The organism is Neobacillus sp. K501, from assembly GCF_053749995.1.
In genome coordinates, this window is the sequence record NZ_JBSLYA010000019.1 from 20,076 (window position 1) to 35,913 (window position 15,838).

Annotated in this window: 21 protein-coding genes and 1 pseudogene; 4 read left to right on the top strand and 18 right to left on the bottom strand. The window is 36.1% G+C overall.

The genetic code is table 11. From position 1 onward, the window contains the following. Positions 1-83: 83 nt before the first annotated feature. Entirely contained in the window at positions 84-1,250 is a 1,167-nt protein-coding gene (locus tag ACWM35_RS24395; RefSeq protein WP_454821492.1) for a YVTN family beta-propeller repeat protein, read from the bottom strand. Between the two features lie 232 nt (positions 1,251-1,482). Between ACWM35_RS24395 and ACWM35_RS24400 the strand changes: the two genes are divergently transcribed. Next, positions 1,483-2,082, top strand: a complete 600-nt coding sequence (locus ACWM35_RS24400; protein ID WP_454821493.1) for a YdhK family protein — start codon at positions 1,483-1,485, stop codon at positions 2,080-2,082. A gap of 60 nt (positions 2,083-2,142) precedes the next feature. Here the strand turns inward: ACWM35_RS24400 and ACWM35_RS24405 are convergent, their stop codons facing one another. The 7 genes and pseudogenes from ACWM35_RS24405 to ACWM35_RS24435 all read right to left on the bottom strand — a co-directional run bounded on the left by ACWM35_RS24405 (position 2,143) and on the right by ACWM35_RS24435 (position 6,430). Continuing rightward, complete coding sequence (locus tag ACWM35_RS24405; protein WP_454821494.1) at positions 2,143-2,484, bottom strand: hypothetical protein; 342 nt, start codon at positions 2,482-2,484, stop codon at positions 2,143-2,145. A gap of 198 nt (positions 2,485-2,682) precedes the next feature. Further along, a complete protein-coding gene (locus ACWM35_RS24410; RefSeq protein WP_454821495.1) occupies positions 2,683-3,300 on the bottom strand; it encodes a nitrite reductase in 618 nt (205 codons plus the stop codon). Positions 3,301-3,368: 68 nt separating this feature from the next. Continuing rightward, positions 3,369-3,500: pseudogene (locus tag ACWM35_RS24415) on the bottom strand (cation transporter); the annotation flags it as partial. Positions 3,501-3,584: 84 nt separating this feature from the next. After that, positions 3,585-3,791 carry a copper chaperone CopZ gene (gene copZ, locus ACWM35_RS24420; RefSeq protein ID WP_454821496.1) on the bottom strand — a complete coding sequence of 69 codons (207 nt, stop codon included), beginning with the start codon at positions 3,789-3,791 and terminating at the stop codon, positions 3,585-3,587. A gap of 768 nt (positions 3,792-4,559) precedes the next feature. Beyond that, positions 4,560-5,009, bottom strand: a complete 450-nt coding sequence (locus ACWM35_RS24425) for a GNAT family N-acetyltransferase (RefSeq protein WP_454821497.1) — start codon at positions 5,007-5,009, stop codon at positions 4,560-4,562. Between the two features lie 188 nt (positions 5,010-5,197). Beyond that, positions 5,198-5,698 (bottom strand): DinB family protein, encoded by a 501-nt coding sequence (locus tag ACWM35_RS24430; protein WP_454821498.1) that lies wholly within the window; start codon positions 5,696-5,698, stop codon positions 5,198-5,200. Positions 5,699-5,971: 273 nt separating this feature from the next. After that, entirely contained in the window at positions 5,972-6,430 is a 459-nt protein-coding gene (locus ACWM35_RS24435) for an MOSC domain-containing protein (RefSeq protein ID WP_454821499.1), read from the bottom strand. A 214-nt stretch (positions 6,431-6,644) separates the two neighbouring features. On the opposite strand from ACWM35_RS24435, the gene ACWM35_RS24440 reads away from it, so the two are divergent. Further along, complete coding sequence (locus tag ACWM35_RS24440; protein WP_454821511.1) at positions 6,645-7,100, top strand: AraC family transcriptional regulator; 456 nt, start codon at positions 6,645-6,647, stop codon at positions 7,098-7,100. A gap of 297 nt (positions 7,101-7,397) precedes the next feature. Here ACWM35_RS24440 and ACWM35_RS24445 read toward each other — a convergent pair whose 3' ends face one another. From ACWM35_RS24445 to ACWM35_RS24480, 8 genes are all read right to left on the bottom strand, one after another. Next, on the bottom strand, positions 7,398-7,625 hold the full coding sequence (locus ACWM35_RS24445; protein ID WP_454821500.1) for a DUF3951 domain-containing protein: 228 nt from the start codon (positions 7,623-7,625) through the stop codon (positions 7,398-7,400). 306 nt (positions 7,626-7,931) lie between these two features. Further along, a complete protein-coding gene (locus ACWM35_RS24450; RefSeq protein ID WP_454821501.1) occupies positions 7,932-8,393 on the bottom strand; it encodes a DUF3291 domain-containing protein in 462 nt (153 codons plus the stop codon). A gap of 171 nt (positions 8,394-8,564) precedes the next feature. Next, a complete protein-coding gene (locus ACWM35_RS24455; protein WP_454821502.1) occupies positions 8,565-8,894 on the bottom strand; it encodes a DUF1048 domain-containing protein in 330 nt (109 codons plus the stop codon). Next, positions 8,891-9,244 carry a DUF1048 domain-containing protein gene (locus tag ACWM35_RS24460; RefSeq protein WP_454821503.1) on the bottom strand — a complete coding sequence of 118 codons (354 nt, stop codon included), beginning with the start codon at positions 9,242-9,244 and terminating at the stop codon, positions 8,891-8,893. Before ACWM35_RS24460 ends, ACWM35_RS24455 begins: the two co-directional genes overlap by 4 nt. Positions 9,245-9,335: 91 nt before the next feature. Further along, the gene (locus ACWM35_RS24465; protein WP_454821504.1) at positions 9,336-9,656 is read right to left on the bottom strand and encodes a PadR family transcriptional regulator; all 321 of its coding nucleotides are present in this window, start codon (positions 9,654-9,656) and stop codon (positions 9,336-9,338) included. Between the two features lie 186 nt (positions 9,657-9,842). Beyond that, positions 9,843-10,163: a GNAT family N-acetyltransferase gene (locus tag ACWM35_RS24470; RefSeq protein WP_454821505.1), complete on the bottom strand. Its 321-nt coding sequence runs from the start codon at positions 10,161-10,163 to the stop codon at positions 9,843-9,845. 454 nt (positions 10,164-10,617) lie between these two features. After that, a complete protein-coding gene (locus ACWM35_RS24475) occupies positions 10,618-11,766 on the bottom strand; it encodes a YecA family protein (protein WP_454821506.1) in 1,149 nt (382 codons plus the stop codon). A 370-nt stretch (positions 11,767-12,136) separates the two neighbouring features. Next, entirely contained in the window at positions 12,137-12,520 is a 384-nt protein-coding gene (locus tag ACWM35_RS24480) for a cupredoxin domain-containing protein (RefSeq protein WP_454821507.1), read from the bottom strand. A 179-nt stretch (positions 12,521-12,699) separates the two neighbouring features. On the opposite strand from ACWM35_RS24480, the gene ACWM35_RS24485 reads away from it, so the two are divergent. Beyond that, positions 12,700-13,140 carry a YaiI/YqxD family protein gene (locus ACWM35_RS24485; protein WP_454821508.1) on the top strand — a complete coding sequence of 147 codons (441 nt, stop codon included), beginning with the start codon at positions 12,700-12,702 and terminating at the stop codon, positions 13,138-13,140. Positions 13,141-13,407: 267 nt separating this feature from the next. Then, positions 13,408-14,313 carry a DUF3994 domain-containing protein gene (locus tag ACWM35_RS24490; RefSeq protein ID WP_454821509.1) on the top strand — a complete coding sequence of 302 codons (906 nt, stop codon included), beginning with the start codon at positions 13,408-13,410 and terminating at the stop codon, positions 14,311-14,313. A 214-nt stretch (positions 14,314-14,527) separates the two neighbouring features. Here the strand turns inward: ACWM35_RS24490 and ACWM35_RS24495 are convergent, their stop codons facing one another. Together ACWM35_RS24495 and ACWM35_RS24500 are read right to left on the bottom strand one after the other, a co-directional pair. Further along, complete coding sequence (locus tag ACWM35_RS24495) at positions 14,528-15,463, bottom strand: hypothetical protein (RefSeq protein WP_454821510.1); 936 nt, start codon at positions 15,461-15,463, stop codon at positions 14,528-14,530. 294 nt (positions 15,464-15,757) lie between these two features. Beyond that, positions 15,758-15,838 carry an IS3 family transposase gene (locus tag ACWM35_RS24500; RefSeq protein ID WP_454820779.1) on the bottom strand — a complete coding sequence of 27 codons (81 nt, stop codon included), beginning with the start codon at positions 15,836-15,838 and terminating at the stop codon, positions 15,758-15,760.

Consider the following 15,838-nt stretch of genomic DNA (forward strand, 5'->3'; position numbering starts at 1 on the left):
ATCCTAGAATAGTGCTAACTTTCATTCACAGAATGCTCCATAAGTAAAAGGGAGCTATATCACCTCCTATCTTATTTGATGAATTATTTAATGGTAATCCCATTTGGTTCTTTCCCTACATTCACTGTAGCAATAACGGTATTGTCATCGTTTTTAATAGCACTCACGGTATTATCATACATATTTGTCACATAAACAAATTGATTATCCTTACTTGTAACAATTCCATGGGCGCCTTTTCCAACCTTAATGGTTGCAATCACTTTCTTTGATCCAAGATCTATTTTAGAGACACTATCTGACGGTTTTTCAGGTGTTCCCTGATTTGCAACGAATGCATATTTACCATCGGTTTGAATATAAACTTGGGCTGGCCCTTCACCCACTTGAACCTTTTCAACCTTTTCGGTGTTCAAATCAATGATTGCTAATGCGTTTTCGGCATTTAAAGTGGTTACTAATGTTTTTCCATCTGGTGTAATACCAGTAGTAACAGGTGTATTGCCCACTTCAATTTTTTTACTTTCTTTCATACCATCTAAATCAATGACACTTACAGTATCCTCCCCCATATTCGCAATATAGGCCTTTTTGCTGTCTGAAGTAATTCTAAATCCATGTGGTCCATTTCCTGTTGAGATATTTTGAATTACTTTATATGATGCTAAATCAATAACAGAAACGTTATTGTCTTCGTTATTAGTTACTAATGCATATTTCATATTTTCCGTGAACACGATATGAGCTGGATGAGACCCTACTTCAACTTTCTTAATTAATTGGTCAGTTTCGGTATCATAGAATAGAGCATAACCATTTGCTTGTCCATGCCCTTCTTGATGGCCACCTTCATGAACTCCTTCTGGACTGCTTCCGTGTTCCCCATGTCCACCTTCTTGTTCTTCATGTCCACATTCGCTACATTCTTGCTCCCCATGTCCACCTGCTCTTGGAACAACAGTAACACCTAGCGTTTTGCTATCAGGTGATATTTGAACATTATGAGCGGAACCTTCAACTTCAATGGTTTTAATTGTTTTGTTGCTAGTTGCATCTACTTTGGTGATAGCGCCAAGCTCAGCAGTATAGACGAAGGTAACTTTCTTATTTTCCGACTCATCTTTAGCTGATTGAGTGCTCTTTTCGGGCTCTGACTTACTTCCTTTTGATTGGTTGTCTGAGGTAGTCCCACAGGCCACCATAAAGATACTAAGAAGGAAAAATAAGCCAACGTTCATAAACTTTTTCATTTCATACACTCCTTAACTTTAATAAGTTAACTATAGTAAATAAATGTGCAGAAACTTTGAAGAAACCCGACCCAATTCATGACATTTTTGTGAAAACGAGAATTCATCTAATCTTTTTAAAATAGGGAAAGCTAATAATTGGAAAATGAAGGTTTCCCCCAAGCGTTCTGCATAATTTCTGCACACATTTGTTGTACTATGTGGAGGTAATAAGATTAAGGAGGTATTTATAGTGAAAACAAAGCGTGGTATCCTATTTCTTCTAACTTTTGTTCTTGCCGTATTTTTAGCTGCATGTTCCAATGATAATCAGGAAAACAACCAGGCACAGGCTGAGAAAACAAAGCAGGAACAGAATAATAGTAGCAGCGAAGATCATGGTGGAGGCCATGAAGGAATGGATCATTCAGGATCGGGTGAAATTCCTGAAGGATTAAAAGATGCTGAAAATCCCACCTTTAAAGTTGGAAGTAACGCAATAATAAATGATGACCATATGGAAGGTATGAAAGGTGCAGAAGCCACTATTGTAGGAGCATATGCCACAACAGTCTACACCATCTCATACGATCCAACCAATGGTCGAGAACGGGTAACAAATCACAAATGGATTATCCACGAAGAAATTAAAGATGCTAATAATACTCCTTATAAACCTGGCGATGAAGTAGTTGTTGAGGCTGATCATATGGAAGGTATGAAAGGTGCCACAGCTGTAGTTGATTCAGCTGAGCAAACAACAGTTTATATGGTAGATTTCACTCCGACTACTGGTGAAGAAAAAGTAACAAACCATCAATGGGTAACAGAAAGTGAACTTTCAGAAAAATAAAATTACAAAAAAACACCAGTAAACAAGAAGTAATTCTTCTTTTACTGGTGTTTTATTTTTCTAAAAAAATTTCCCTAAGATGTACATAGAACCACTAAAAAAGCCTATAATCCCAAAGAAACATATGAACATTGTAACATCATTTTTTCTTTGTAATATTTGATATTTTTTATAATTGATTTCACCTTGTGCAAATCTGAGTCCATTTACATTGGGTTCCACAATATATTGTGTACCATCCTTATCTTCAAGAAATACCTTGGTAATTAACGCTATTTCATTTGATTGTGAGTCTTTTCCGCTAGAATAATCCACCCCTACAACGCTATACCTTGAATTCTCCCTTATTTCTTCAGTCATTTTATACGCTTGTTGTTCAATGAAGTTATTAGAAACGCACATTTTTATCACCTCGCTAATTTAGTAGAAAGTGATGAGTATCTAATTTCCCTATAGGCTAATAAAATGAATTAAACCAACTTTTTATTATATTTTATGAGCATATGAAAAAATGGTCAATTAATAAAAACTTTAACAAAGCAATTTGAGACACACAAAACAGCAAGCTTTTTAGAAAGCTTGCTGTTAAAATAACCAATACTAGCTAATCAATTGACTTTTGTCTATCCGTTTCAGAAATTTATTAAATGTCTCCCTTTTCTTACCCATTTGTGAATATAGAGCAATTATCTTTTCCACTGCAGCGTACAATTCTTGTGGGGTAAGATTTTCTAGTATCAAGGTTCCTACTTCTGCATCTTTCCCTTTGGCTTTCCCTCCGACATATAAGTTATAGTAATCTCTAATCTTCATAACACCTATGTCGCTTAGCATTGGTTCTCCACACCCTATGGGACATCCTGTATAAGCGACCTTAAGCGTAAATGGAACAGGTTTACCTGCAATACGGCGATTTAACTCTTTCGCCACAGGCATTCCTTCTTCTTCTTCCCCCTTACAAAAATTACATGTCCTCAAGCTTTTTACGTAGTTTCCGACTGGATAAGACACTAATCCAACACTTTTGAATTCTTTAATTATTTCTTCCTGTTTGTCTTCAGGGATTTCTATATAAAGTTGCTGAAACGTCGTTAGTTCAAGTTCCGCACTTTCGTCCATATATTTCGAGATGGTACCAAGCTGTTTAGAGTTAAGTTTTGCCCCAAAGCCGATTCCCCCGTTAATGGCTATCTTAATCTTTTTAATATCATTCCCCATATTAGTTTCTCCCCTGTTTTTTAGTCTCATTTCTAATTACAGCTTAACTCTTTGAAGGTGTAATGCATTTCAAGTGCTAAATTAACATTCGCTTCTTGTACACCTTCCATCTTTTTTAGTCCTTTTTCAATTCGTATTGCACAGGAAGCACAGGTCATTCCTGTTAATTGAAAATGGCTTTCTTTAATTTCATTACTCATCAAAAATCACCCCTTTTATACGGGTAGGGGGTATATATTTTTGTTAAAGATAACGTGCTGTTGTAAGCACGTTTCCAGTTTATCCTAAACAACATTATATCCTTGGTCATCAATCGTATCTTTAATTTTATCTAACGTTACTACTGACGGATTGAACGCCACATCTACATTGCCAGCGTTTAAATGCACTTTTACAAATTCTACACCTTCTAAATTCCCCACACTTCCTTCAATAGAATTCACACAATGACCACATGACATTCCGTTAACCTTTAATGTTAATTTTTCCATTTATAACACTCCTTTTTATTATTTCAATAACTATTCCATTGGTAAGATAAACTAATTTAAAATCCCATTATCTCCCTCGTGGATTCGTTCAAAGTACAATAGAGATTTTGTTTTCATTAATTTATCTTATACCCCCATTATACTATACCCCCCTACAGTACGTGAAGTAATTTTTTAAAATTTTATAGAATTAATTGCCCACTTTTTCAAGAGCGATTAAATCATTTGGAATCCTATTTTGCGGTGAATATAAAGAAGTAACTATTAACAACCTAGTCGATGCTCCTTATTGAGGCAAGGAGTTGTAAACTTTGTGAAGAAATACACTTAAACTAACCTTCCCGTTTGCATTCAATAAGATCTACTTACTTTTAATTTGATGAATTTATTAAATAAATCACTTGTTCAGCACCGAATCTGATCATGCTACGGTCAAATTTCATACCAACTCTTTTCTGTTTCTAACAAAGGTATTCATCCCCTCAGCCTGTCTTTATGATAAATATCATAACTAAAAACCATTTTCATAGATATTCTCATTACCAAATAATGCAAAAAAAAAGTCTTAAGGGATGTGCTTATTTCACTACCCTCAAGCCTTTTCCTTCATGAATTTCCTCGATACCTTCCTCACAACTCCATAAGAACGACAGAAACATGATTCACAAATAATTTGAATATCTGCAGGTACGAATAATTTCGGAATATATCCATCAATTTCTTCCCATTTCAAAATCTGTCCAATCCCAAGCCGTATTTTTATCTTTGTTATTTTGAAATCCATTCATATTGAATATCGGATAAATTTTCTTCATTTTCGTGTCCTCTTCCAACTATATAAAATCCATTCTTTTCATAAAACCGTTGTGCGTTTTCATTTACTTCAAATGTAAATAAAGTTAATCTCCCACTTGATTGATCTTTTACCCTATCTAGTAAAGTTTGACCTATACCCATTCCTTGATAATCAATATGAACATAAAGTTGGCTTATCTCCCTTTCGTTATAGGCAATCAGTCCAACTACATTGTCTTCAATCAACGCTAAATCTATTCGATAATGTACAGGTAATACATGATTTAAAAAATGGATATGACTTTCAAAGCTATGAATTTCTTTCAAACCAATAGCGCGTTCCTTACTATTGCGCCACATTTCAACTGACTGTTGAGCATATATAGGACTATACTGAACTATTATAAAATTGTTTCGGCTCACTACAAATACCTCCTTAGGAGTTGCCCTCTGAATTATATATTGTTATCTATCCTTAAGATAATATCGATTAATATAATAAGATAGAGTATTTGAAGAATATGACTCAACTATGAAAGTTAACAATAATCATCTTCTTCTAATAAACTTTCAGCTAGCAGCTCGCAGACTTTTTAAACAATTGCTACCCGTCACTTAACAAGCATTTGTTCTAACTCAACCTTTTGGCGCAAGTGATGACGAAAATGCATACCAACTAAATCATACCATTCCCTTGCATTCAGCCAGCCAAAACCGCCATGCTCAACTTTATAACTTGGGTTTATATTATCTACTTTCGATTCCCATTCGCTCAACCTTAGAATTACCTGTTCCATTCTGCTAATAAGAACGTCCCTGCGGTCTGAATTATTGGGTGGAGTATTTAGTTCATCAGGTAATTTAATTTTAATTGCTGGAAACCCTCCGATCTTATATAAGAGATCACCAAACTCCGTTTTCCCAAGTGGTTGTTCACGATTTAAGGTGGCACATATTTCCATATTATCTAGATACTCATGAGCAACAAGAATTAAGTGATCATACATTTGGCCAATAGACCAAACCGTTTCTTCAAATTTATACCTTAGCTGCTCCAAAGAGTAATTTTGAAGCTCGTTTTTGTAAGTATTAATCAATTTAAGTTCGCTCAACTTAATTCCTCCTTTGTATAAACGAGGGAATAGAAATTATGGGGTTTTCTTTTGTAAACTTTTTAAAAAATAAGAAAAGCTTCCATAGTAACAGTATTTTTCCTCTCTACTGGTACACTCTATTTTAAGGGATAATTTCATATATGAATCCTTACTTCCGCTAATTTAAACCCGTTCAAGCCTTTTAAATGGTCTTTGGGGTAATTCAACTCGGATATTATCTCTCGGTTTCACTTCTCCTCCCTGCAATATAACTCCCATTATTCCTGCTTTTCATATTAAATTTCCATCTGAATCCTTATCTAAAACAGCCTTTAGAAGACCGGGTTTAAAATGGTCAATCTGAGCACAAGGATTTCGTAAGCCAGTTATTTTAACAATAGCCGACTCACCTATAGACAATATCGTGTCGGTCGGTAAACCAAGAAGATTAATTCCTACCGTTGTAATATTCTCACCCAATTGTCCTGGTTGAATATCAAAGCGGTCAGATAGCTCTTCGAATAACTCATTCTGGATTAAATGAATTTGTCTAAGATTCGGTTGGTATGGGTCCTGTGCCACCCTTGAGCGGTGTTTTACCGTTGATCCAAAGTGTGCATCGCCTTCGACCCCTAATCCCTTCACTAATTTAATCATCTCTTGATTTTCTTTACTAAACGTATGCTCCTTACTTAAACTAACAACTTTGACTATTCCTAAGAGCGAAATCTCTCTTCTGTCATCATACATCCCTTCCTCACCCTTTCTTTTCGAATTCCTGTTTGTTCATATTCATCTCTCGGTTTCATTATTCCTTCTCCACTGTATCTACAAGACGAGACAATTACTCTATCCTCGCTTAAAAACAAAAAGTCTAAAAAAGTTTTAATTTGGTGATGAATATCATTTTAATGCATGTTACATTCAAGCAGTATCAACAATTCCAAGGAGGGACAAAAAAATGATGAAATTTAGAGTTGAAACACTACCAAATTATCGTGTCGCTTATGTACGTAAAGTTGGTCCATATGGTTCTGGAAATTTGGAAGTATGGGAGAAGTTAAAACAATGGGCTAACGATAGACATCTGCTAAATTCAACTACTATTCTACTAGCCGTACAACAAGATAACCCCGAAACAACTCTTCCTAAAAATTGTAGATTTGATGCCTGTATTGTGATTCCTAAAGATTTTCAAATAGATAAATCCATCACGGAAAGCGAACTTCCTGGTGGAAGATACATTATTTATGAAGTAAAGCATACACCAGAAGATATTCAAAATGCCTATGCTGCTATTTTTCCTTCTATACAAAACAGTGGATATCAAATTGATAACAAACCCATTTTTGAAAGATACATTGGTGATATGAATCATAACCATTATTGTGAAATCTGTGTGCCTGTAAAACCTTCTTAGTAGATTATTTGGAAAAATGAACACATACAAAAATAGAGAAGAACAAGTCCATATGTATCATTTCTTGTTCTTCTTCCGCTATTATGCTCTGTTTAATAAATAATTGTTGTCGTAGTAACCATATTATTTGAATCAGGAGTACTTTGAAGTACAGATATTGCGGGGTGGTTCAAACTTGAGATAACATTTTAAAAAATACCACCTCCTGTTGAAGGAGTACTATCATTATAGTATTAATAGTGATGTTTTCTTAAATAAATGACTTTAATAAAAGGCACAGTTTAATATCAGTTCACTTTAGAATTTTTTATGTTTCTTTTTAATATCGTCTCCCTGATCTTCATCTACTGCAAGGATTTCTTGTTCTAGGTGAAATTCTACCTGTGATTGTCCCGTTATTTCATCAAAAGGAGTATAAAAAGGAGTCACACTTTTTTTCTTTACAAACAATTTATAAAAACTAATTACGACGATGATAAATATGATAATCGGTAATCCTGCTGCCATGATAACCATAGAATCCATCTATTTTCCTCCTCTATATTTTCGTAATAGTTTGAGAATTCATAAGAGAACAATTTTCCGTTAATGCATATAAAAGTAGCCTAAGTAGCCAAGATAAGCGTAGATTATTCGCTTATCTTGGCTAAATAAGCAAAAATCCAAGGATTTTGAGCATTTAGGCAGAAAAACTCCCCTTATTATGAAGGAAATACGGGTCTTTCCCGATTTAGAGGAAATTTTTACGTTTATTTTTCAAACACAGTAAAATCAACATTTAGTAATAACAGAGACATATAAAAAAAAGGCAGTAGCGACCACTTCTTCCTCTTATAGATTACACCTGTCTCCTTTTTCATCAAATGCATGTTTTAAGTCAAACGCATAAGGAGTGGGTCCATGGTGAATATAATAGTTGTATCTCTTGAATGCCTCTTCCCATGAAACATCCTTCACTTTCTCTGTCCACCATACAACATATGAAAGATGGTTCTCTTCATACGGCTGCATCCATTTGCTTCTATTCCGCAATGCTTGGCTATGTTTTCCTGAATAGGTAAATCGATGTAAGGCTTGAAGGCTTTTCCATACCGTTAATGTAAGGACAGGATACCCTTTCCCTTTAACTTCTTCAGGGAAGGACACTCCTTCTGATGAAAACTCCTCTAGTAGATTTCCTGAAACGGATGCCTGACGCATTACTTTATATCCCATTTCGTAAAAATTACGAGATGTCGGGTGGTCATAGGGGTGGTTTAGCCTGCCGACAGTATAAATTGAAACAAAAGCCATAAACATCCCTCCATTCTACAAGTCTCTTAATCTCAATTTAGTCATTAATTTAGTAAGCTTTTTCTAACTAAAAAATAATTGGCTAAGAACAATACTTTCGAGTTTCGGAGGTTAGTGCGGTACTTAGGCAAAAGTTCAATACAGTTTTGCCTAAGTACTTCGTTCCTTCTATTATTTTATATCCTTATTGCCTTTTTGATTGACTGATTCTTGATAGAGATCGGCGTAAGTTTTGGAATCTTCAATCAGCGCATCGCAGAAAGCGGCAACATTTGTTCCAGTGACTTCAAGCACACCTTTCCCAGCAGCTACACCCTCTTCAAAGAAGCTGACAATGTCCGAAAGCAATCCGGTACCTTCATTCAGTTCAACAGGACCGACTTTAAAAAGATATTTTTGGATCTCTTTATAAACAATTTGGTAGTCCTTTGGAAGCGCTTTGATACGGGAAACATGGGCTCTCCATTCTTTTTTGCCTTCGATGATTTTTTTGATACTCATTTCAGTCCTCCTAACTTTCTTGCGACATTCTTGTTGAGTTGGTCACGCCATTTGTCTCGAAACGTTTTTGCGCCTTCATCACCAACTAGTGCTGCGCAAAAACCTTTGATATCATCTCCTAGAACTTCTTCGATACTTTGACCGTCTGCTGATGTCACTTCAAGCAGTTCAAGAGCACTGTCTAGAATCGGCATCAAATTACGACCGGTGAAATCTCCGTGAATCCAGAGATTACTCATAATATTTTTCCAAGCAGTTTGATATTCAACTGGCAAGACTTTTGCTCGTGCTTCAAACCCTTTCATTTCTTTCGTCATATCGCTGCCGGTAATTTTTTCCCAAAAATTCATTGTAGTCTCCTCCCTTAAAATATTAAGCTGTATTCTTTAATCACAACTTGAGTTTATGATGTCTCTGTAGGATTCTTTACGGTTTTCCACCTTATTTTGCCTTCAAATCATTTAGTTTGCTTGAGACAAAGTTCCATTTAACCCAAAAATTTTCCAACTCTTGTTGACCTGCCTCATTTAATCGATAAAATTTGCGCGGGGGACCCATCGTGGATGACTTCTTCTCAATATCCACGAGTTTATTTTTTTCGAGCCGCATCGTGATGGTGTAAACTGTTCCCTCCACAATGTCTTTAAAGCCTAGTGCTCGCAGCTGTTGCGTGATTTCATAACCATAAGTTTCGCCTCGGCTAATGATTTCAAGCACACAACCCTCAAGTACCCCTTTCAGCATTTCTGTGATATTTTCCAACTATTTTCCTCCAATTGAAATCCACTTTTCATTTCTCGGTACTCTGTATTACAGGTAATTTGTATTACTAAATACAAGTATATAGTAACGCAGAATAGTAGGGAATGTCAACAATCGAACTTCCTAAAAACTTATCTGGTGGTTGATATATTTTCAATCTGATTCCCCTCAGTACTTGCATGGATTTTAGTCAGAATGAGGTAACATTTTAATAAAGTATTTTGGAGATTCAGTAAAACCCTGTCGCTTATAAAACCTATGTGCATCTTTTCTCTTTGAATGGCAATGCACTTCGATTCTATCGCAATTTCTTTTTATCGCTAAATTAGTACAATATTCTTCAATCTTACTTCCAATCCCCTTACTTCTAATGTTTTTATCCACTGCAAAATAACTGATCCTCGCAAAATCCCCTTTTACAGCTAATTGAGGTATAAAATGAATCGAAATCAGAGCAATAACACTTTTTTCTTCTTCAAACACTAATAATTCCTCATTCGGGTCCATCAGAAGTATTTCTACTTTTTCTTTTATAAAGGTTCCGTACCTGAATAGTCCAACTGGTTTAATAACAAAGAGATTTGCTTCCAATCCTCAACATTCGCTTTTCTTATCCCCATACATCCCACTCCCCAGATTTATCAACATATTATACATATAAGCAGCTTTGTCTTTTTATTCAACTAAACAGAGTCATTCAAATGGGATAGTTATAAATTTTATTGTTTAAAAAAAATAAGTCCACATTCAATTGTTTGTATGCAAATATATTTCCAAACAGGCTTAACTATATGTATCAATCAATATTTGTTGAACCTTTAAGAAGGAATCATAAAAAAATGTAAATGGAATGCTATATATACTAAGAACCCTAGTTAAGTTGCTACTAGGGTTCTTTTTTTGTCAAACTAATCAAAAGGGAATGGTTCATATCTGACTAATCTGTAGGACGCATATTTAATTATTTCCCGCAGCATTTCTTATATTTCTTACCACTTCCGCAAGGGCATGGATCATTTCGACCGACTTTATTTTCGTTACGAACTGGAACACCCTGTCCGCTTTCACTTCTAAAGTCCGTCTCACGTTGTAGTGCTGCTTTTCTCCACAACTCCAGCTCAGGATGATCTAAGCCCAATATGGAAAAGTAGCTATACACGGTATGTTCCACATCGACAAGGCCAGATGAATATTCCAGTTTCATATGTTCGGTTATTTCCGGGAGTCCTTCTTCAGAAAATTGATGGCAAAGGGCTTCCGCCAGCATATCTTGTTCATCCAGTTTTTTCGTCGCACGATAGGCCTCTCTTAAAGCTTGGACGGCATAGTCTGATTTAATGTTTTCAATCACCGAGGCAGCATAAATGATGGAATCGTTTTGGCGCAGATATGGTGCTACTTCCTTTACCACCTTATCGGACTGGAATCCAATGAGGGAAACGGAAACTTCCTCTAACAAAACGTCATCATCACGATCCAATAAACTGGCCAGTAACGGTATGTATTGTTCCATTTTTAATAAGCCAATCATATAGACGGCCAAGATTCCATTAAATGAGAACCATTTTTCTTTTAATTCCTCTTGAAGGACAATGTGGACTTCATCCTCATTCACCCAACCTTTTTTTACCAAACATGCGGCCAATTGTTTTGCCTTTATGTAGCTGTCATGCTGGTATGAAGGGGCACGATCTAGCTCATTTAGAAGTTTTCCATATTCCGTGTAAACATCTTCCTCCGTCCCATGTGATAAAAGATCATATAATTTCCAACTATCCGCTGGAATATAGGAATGAAGCTGTTCCTTGTATTTCAAGGCTAGTTCGGGCTCAATTCCATTAACTAGTTTTAAAGCCAAATGTCGGTTAGATGCATCCATGAAAGGAATGTTTTCCAATAGAATACTAATGCCCTCTTCATTGATCGTTTGATTTTCTACATAAATTAAGATTGATGATTGCTTTTCTGTGTTTTTAAATGCTTCATTTAATAGTTCATTGGTCCATTCTACCGGGACCATTGGATAATCATGCAACGCGTGCAAGACGGTTTCTTGAATTAAGATATCATCACTAATCAAATGCTGCTTCAATTTTTCTAAAAATACCATGATATATTCCTCTCATTCATATTCTATCAATAGCATTATTGTACTTTATCCTCTCTGGAAAAAAAAGATTATCAAAAAATGGAATCGATTTCGTTCCTATCATTGAATTTAAAAATAGCCTGGTTCCATGTGAACTAGGCTATTTCTGTATTTATTTAGCAGCCCCAATTGACCCTCCTTGTTGGTGGTGGTTTTTTTGAGGGACTGAAAATGTTTTTTTGTAGCTATTCGCAAGCATTTTCCGCTATCCGCAAGTATTTCGCGCCATCCGCAAGTATTTTCGCGCTATCCGCAAGTATTTTGCGCCATCCGCAAGTATTTTCGCGCTATCCGCAAGTATTTCGCGCCATCCGCAAGTATTTTCCACTTTTTATTTGACTATTACCCTTCCAACCATTCCTTCCTTGTAATGGTATTTACATATCAGTTCATATGTACCTGGATTTTTCGGTGTCACGGTAATGGTCTTTTCCTTTCCAGGCTGGACTTCGGCGTCAATGCCGAGCTTTTCCACAGTAAAAGTATGTTCTTTTACACCTTTGTTTTTCAATGTCAACGTTGTCGTTTTTCCGTTCGCTAAAGTGATAACTTTCGGATTAAAGTTATCATCGTTCAACTCGACATCAATTTTCGCCGTCTCCATTGGTTTTGTTACGACACTGGTTTCGGCAAATGCGCCGTGTGCCCCTAGAGTTGTTACAAACAAAATTATCTGAAACATAACCAATCCTATTAACCACTTTTTCATAAACATTCTCTTTCCCACCTTTCTTATGCACTATTTTTTCCATTTCATCAAATTTTATCAGTAAAAATTTGTTCCTAAGTGCTTATCAAACTGAACCTAAAATCTTTTGACAGTAGACATTAGGATTTGACAAAAACTATAACTGCCATTATCATCAACTCAAACTTATTACGGGAGAAATAATGATGAAAATATATGTTGATGCAGATGCTTGTCCGGTAAAGGATATTATTATCTCTGAAGGTACGAATGCTGAGATTCCTGTTATCCTTGTCACTAGCTTTTCTCATTTTTCTATTACGGAACAACCTTCAGGAGTAGAAACCATTTATGTTGATTCTGGAGCCGATGCCGCGGATTATCGAATTATGAAGTTAGCAGAAAAAGGAGATATAATCGTTACGCAAGATTATGGTCTTGCATCGCTAGGTTTAGCAAAAGGGTGTAAGGTTCTTCATCATAAGGGCTATAGCTATACAAATGAAAACATTGACGAATTATTACAAACGCGTTATTTGAGTGCAATGGCTCGAAAAAGCGGAAAGCGTACAAAAGGCCCAAAACCATTTACATCAGAAGACAAGGAAAAATTCAGGAGTCTTTTTAAAAAAGCAATCTCACATTAAAAAAGAAACATCCCCTATTTTATCTATTCTTCATTTAATACCAAAACTCTTCTACAGCTAACCTCTCCGCCTTGTTGACCAGCAAAAGGAGCTATGTTATTCCTTTAACCTCTAGTTCCGATGGTCACAGACGTCGTAGGATGGCTTTCCCTAAAACGTAAATCTATTTGGGTATTAATTCCTAATTTTAGCAGATTGTGGTTTTACTATTTGAAGTTTAAAAACTATTTATCTATTATAAAGGGATTAATTTGAAGGGGTGGAAATATGAGGTTACGGTTGCTTGCACTTAGTTTACTAGCTGCGGCTGGCTTGACGGCCTGCGGCACAGTGGACAAGTCTACGGAAGCAGAAGCCTATAAAGAGCCTAAAATTGAGGCTGTTGAGGTATCAAAGGAAGAATACCCAAAGAAAATTGGGGAGCTTCACCAGAAATTGAATGATGGTTTCAGGGATATGCAGTTAATTGGTGCGGAAAAAGATTCAAAGGATCGAAACAAAAAGATTGCGGATCAACTCCAAACGATTCAAGATGTTGTAAATAGCTACAAAGCCATCAAGGCTCCGGCTGAGTATAATGACATACATACGATGTATCTTGAAGCTGCTAAAGCCTATGATGAGGGATTGCGTTACAGCCGCAAGGGGCTTGCTGAGCAAGACAATGAAACATGGGAGAAAGCAGATACATATTATGCAGATGCCAGTGCCTTGTGGAATGAAGCGTTTGCTCAACTATCCGAAATGACTCCGGTCCCAATGGGTGATGGCACAATTACGACGGAGGATTTGAAGAACCTTGATAAATCTGCAGGAATTGACCGTGACGCCGTCCGCAAGAATATTTCAGAGGATGGCAAGGAACTTGCAGGCAAATGGGGCTTTAAAGACTCGAAGCCTTCGATTGTTCTGTATGAAGACGGAAAATACGAAGGATACGGGAATGATACCTACCCTTCCAAGGATAACGCCTTTATCGGAAAATGGAAATGGGACGATAAACAGAAAGTGATTGTGTTTACGAACGAGAAGAAGTTCATGGACGGAAAGGAAACAGAAATAAATCGCCCTACCATGACAATGGAAGTCCTGAACTTTGGCTACGGGCAACTGTTCCTAAGGGATATTGAAACCTGGAACGAATACAGATACGAAAACATGGATGCACCATGATCATTCTTAGATATAGAAAACAAACTCGCTGCTTCATTTAATGGCGAGTTTGTTTTTGTTTGGGTTCAGTTGCTTTTCAAGGAATGACATTTCAAGCTGACAATTTCCGATGATTTAAATGGACAATATTACACATAGAAAAAAGATCTTTCATTTAACGAAAGCCGATATTTTGTGCTACAGAGCAAAGGCTCAAATTTCATTAATAACACACCTAGCTATTCAGACATTTAGTAGGATCAATTCTTATGGAATCCCACTTTCCTTCAGAAACCTTTTTATATTGAGAAATTAATACATCTGTATCATTTGTTAATTGATAAAAGATAAACCGATAATCGGCTCCATCCGTACCAATAAAATCAATGGTTTTGATGTAACCATCTTGTTTAGTTGGTAGCTGTTTTTTTATTAATTTGCACCATTCTCCATACATGATAGCAACGACTGCTTCGGCATCATGCTGCCAGAGATGATAGGGTGCGCATAGGAAGTCCTCTCCGTACAATTTCAACTGGTCAATTTTATACAGGTCTTGAACTTTTTTTAATTGGACATATCCGTAATAATAAGCAAAATAGGTGACTCCTTTTGATGAACCTTCGATACTTTCAAGTTCAATGAAATAAGGAACAATACCTTTTTCATCTGGTAGCCTGTTCATCTTAATTAGATTTAGATGTCCAATTCCAGAAAACGATTGAAGATATTCATTATAGGAAACCCTTTTGTGATAGTCTTTAGTAAAAAAGTTATAGGCAACTGGATAGGGCAACTTTGCCATCCCCACAGTTCCGCAACCACCCAGTTGGTTTTGAGTGAGGTTTTCTGCCTCTCTTAAAATACTAAAGTAGTTTAAAACAGTTTCATCAGGAGTTCGAGTTAATGTTGCAGGGAGTTTAACTTCTTTGTAGTTTTTTTCATAAAAGGGATCAAAAAATTGGCTGTTCTTGACAAGGGAATTTTTAATGGGGAGGCAGGAAGGACGGAAGTATTTTTCGACATCTCTAGTACTTATGAACGAAGTTTGGTTTCGTTCAACTGGTTGTCCAAATGTTTGAGGTTCGTATTGAGCTCCCATAACGAGAGTCGATTTTTTTCTAGTATAATGATTGAACGTCTGATTTATCCATTTTGTAATCTGTTTCAATTAGACTCCCCCTTCAAGGATATACTGTTTTACCTTATTCACTTTTTTACAAGATTATTAATATTTATGACATTTATATGTAGTCATTAAAGTTTGCCAAAAATGTTGGGACTTTTTAAGGGGTGGTAAAATTTCCTAACAAAAGTAAATCTCTTTTCATTTAAAAGATGCCTTCTCGACTTGAAACATCAACCTAACGTGCATCCTTCCTCTAAACCAAATGTCCATAAGAAAAGCCGATATCCATTTTGAAGTGCCCCCCGTCAAGTAGACAGCGGAAATAAATAAAACACACTAAGCGGCATTAGCCCTGTATTCTAAGGGACTAAGGCCGTTTAGTCTTTTTTGTAATCGTTCATGATTATAAAATTGTAT

Bases quoted from the DNA above. Each gene is read 5' to 3' on its own strand.
- ACWM35_RS24405 (WP_454821494.1), bottom strand. From the start codon at position 2,484: ATGTGCGTTTCTAATAACTTCATTGAACAACAAGCGTATAAAATGACT.
- ACWM35_RS24435 (WP_454821499.1), bottom strand. From the start codon at position 6,430: ATGTATGATGACAGAAGAGAGATTTCGCTCTTAGGAATAGTCAAAGTT.
- copZ (WP_454821496.1), bottom strand. From the start codon at position 3,791: ATGGAAAAATTAACATTAAAGGTTAACGGAATGTCATGTGGTCATTGT.
- ACWM35_RS24480 (WP_454821507.1), bottom strand. From the start codon at position 12,520: ATGTTTATGAAAAAGTGGTTAATAGGATTGGTTATGTTTCAGATAATT.
- ACWM35_RS24460 (WP_454821503.1), bottom strand. From the start codon at position 9,244: ATGAATTTTTGGGAAAAAATTACCGGCAGCGATATGACGAAAGAAATG.
- ACWM35_RS24395 (WP_454821492.1), bottom strand. From the start codon at position 1,250: ATGAAAAAGTTTATGAACGTTGGCTTATTTTTCCTTCTTAGTATCTTT.
- ACWM35_RS24485 (WP_454821508.1), top strand. From the start codon at position 12,700: ATGAAAATATATGTTGATGCAGATGCTTGTCCGGTAAAGGATATTATT.
- ACWM35_RS24410 (WP_454821495.1), bottom strand. From the start codon at position 3,300: ATGGGGAATGATATTAAAAAGATTAAGATAGCCATTAACGGGGGAATC.
- ACWM35_RS24440 (WP_454821511.1), top strand. From the start codon at position 6,645: ATGAAATTTAGAGTTGAAACACTACCAAATTATCGTGTCGCTTATGTA.
- ACWM35_RS24445 (WP_454821500.1), bottom strand. From the start codon at position 7,625: ATGGATTCTATGGTTATCATGGCAGCAGGATTACCGATTATCATATTT.
- ACWM35_RS24470 (WP_454821505.1), bottom strand. From the start codon at position 10,163: ATGGACCCGAATGAGGAATTATTAGTGTTTGAAGAAGAAAAAAGTGTT.
- ACWM35_RS24450 (WP_454821501.1), bottom strand. From the start codon at position 8,393: ATGGCTTTTGTTTCAATTTATACTGTCGGCAGGCTAAACCACCCCTAT.
- ACWM35_RS24475 (WP_454821506.1), bottom strand. From the start codon at position 11,766: ATGGTATTTTTAGAAAAATTGAAGCAGCATTTGATTAGTGATGATATC.
- ACWM35_RS24490 (WP_454821509.1), top strand. From the start codon at position 13,408: ATGAGGTTACGGTTGCTTGCACTTAGTTTACTAGCTGCGGCTGGCTTG.
- ACWM35_RS24455 (WP_454821502.1), bottom strand. From the start codon at position 8,894: ATGAGTATCAAAAAAATCATCGAAGGCAAAAAAGAATGGAGAGCCCAT.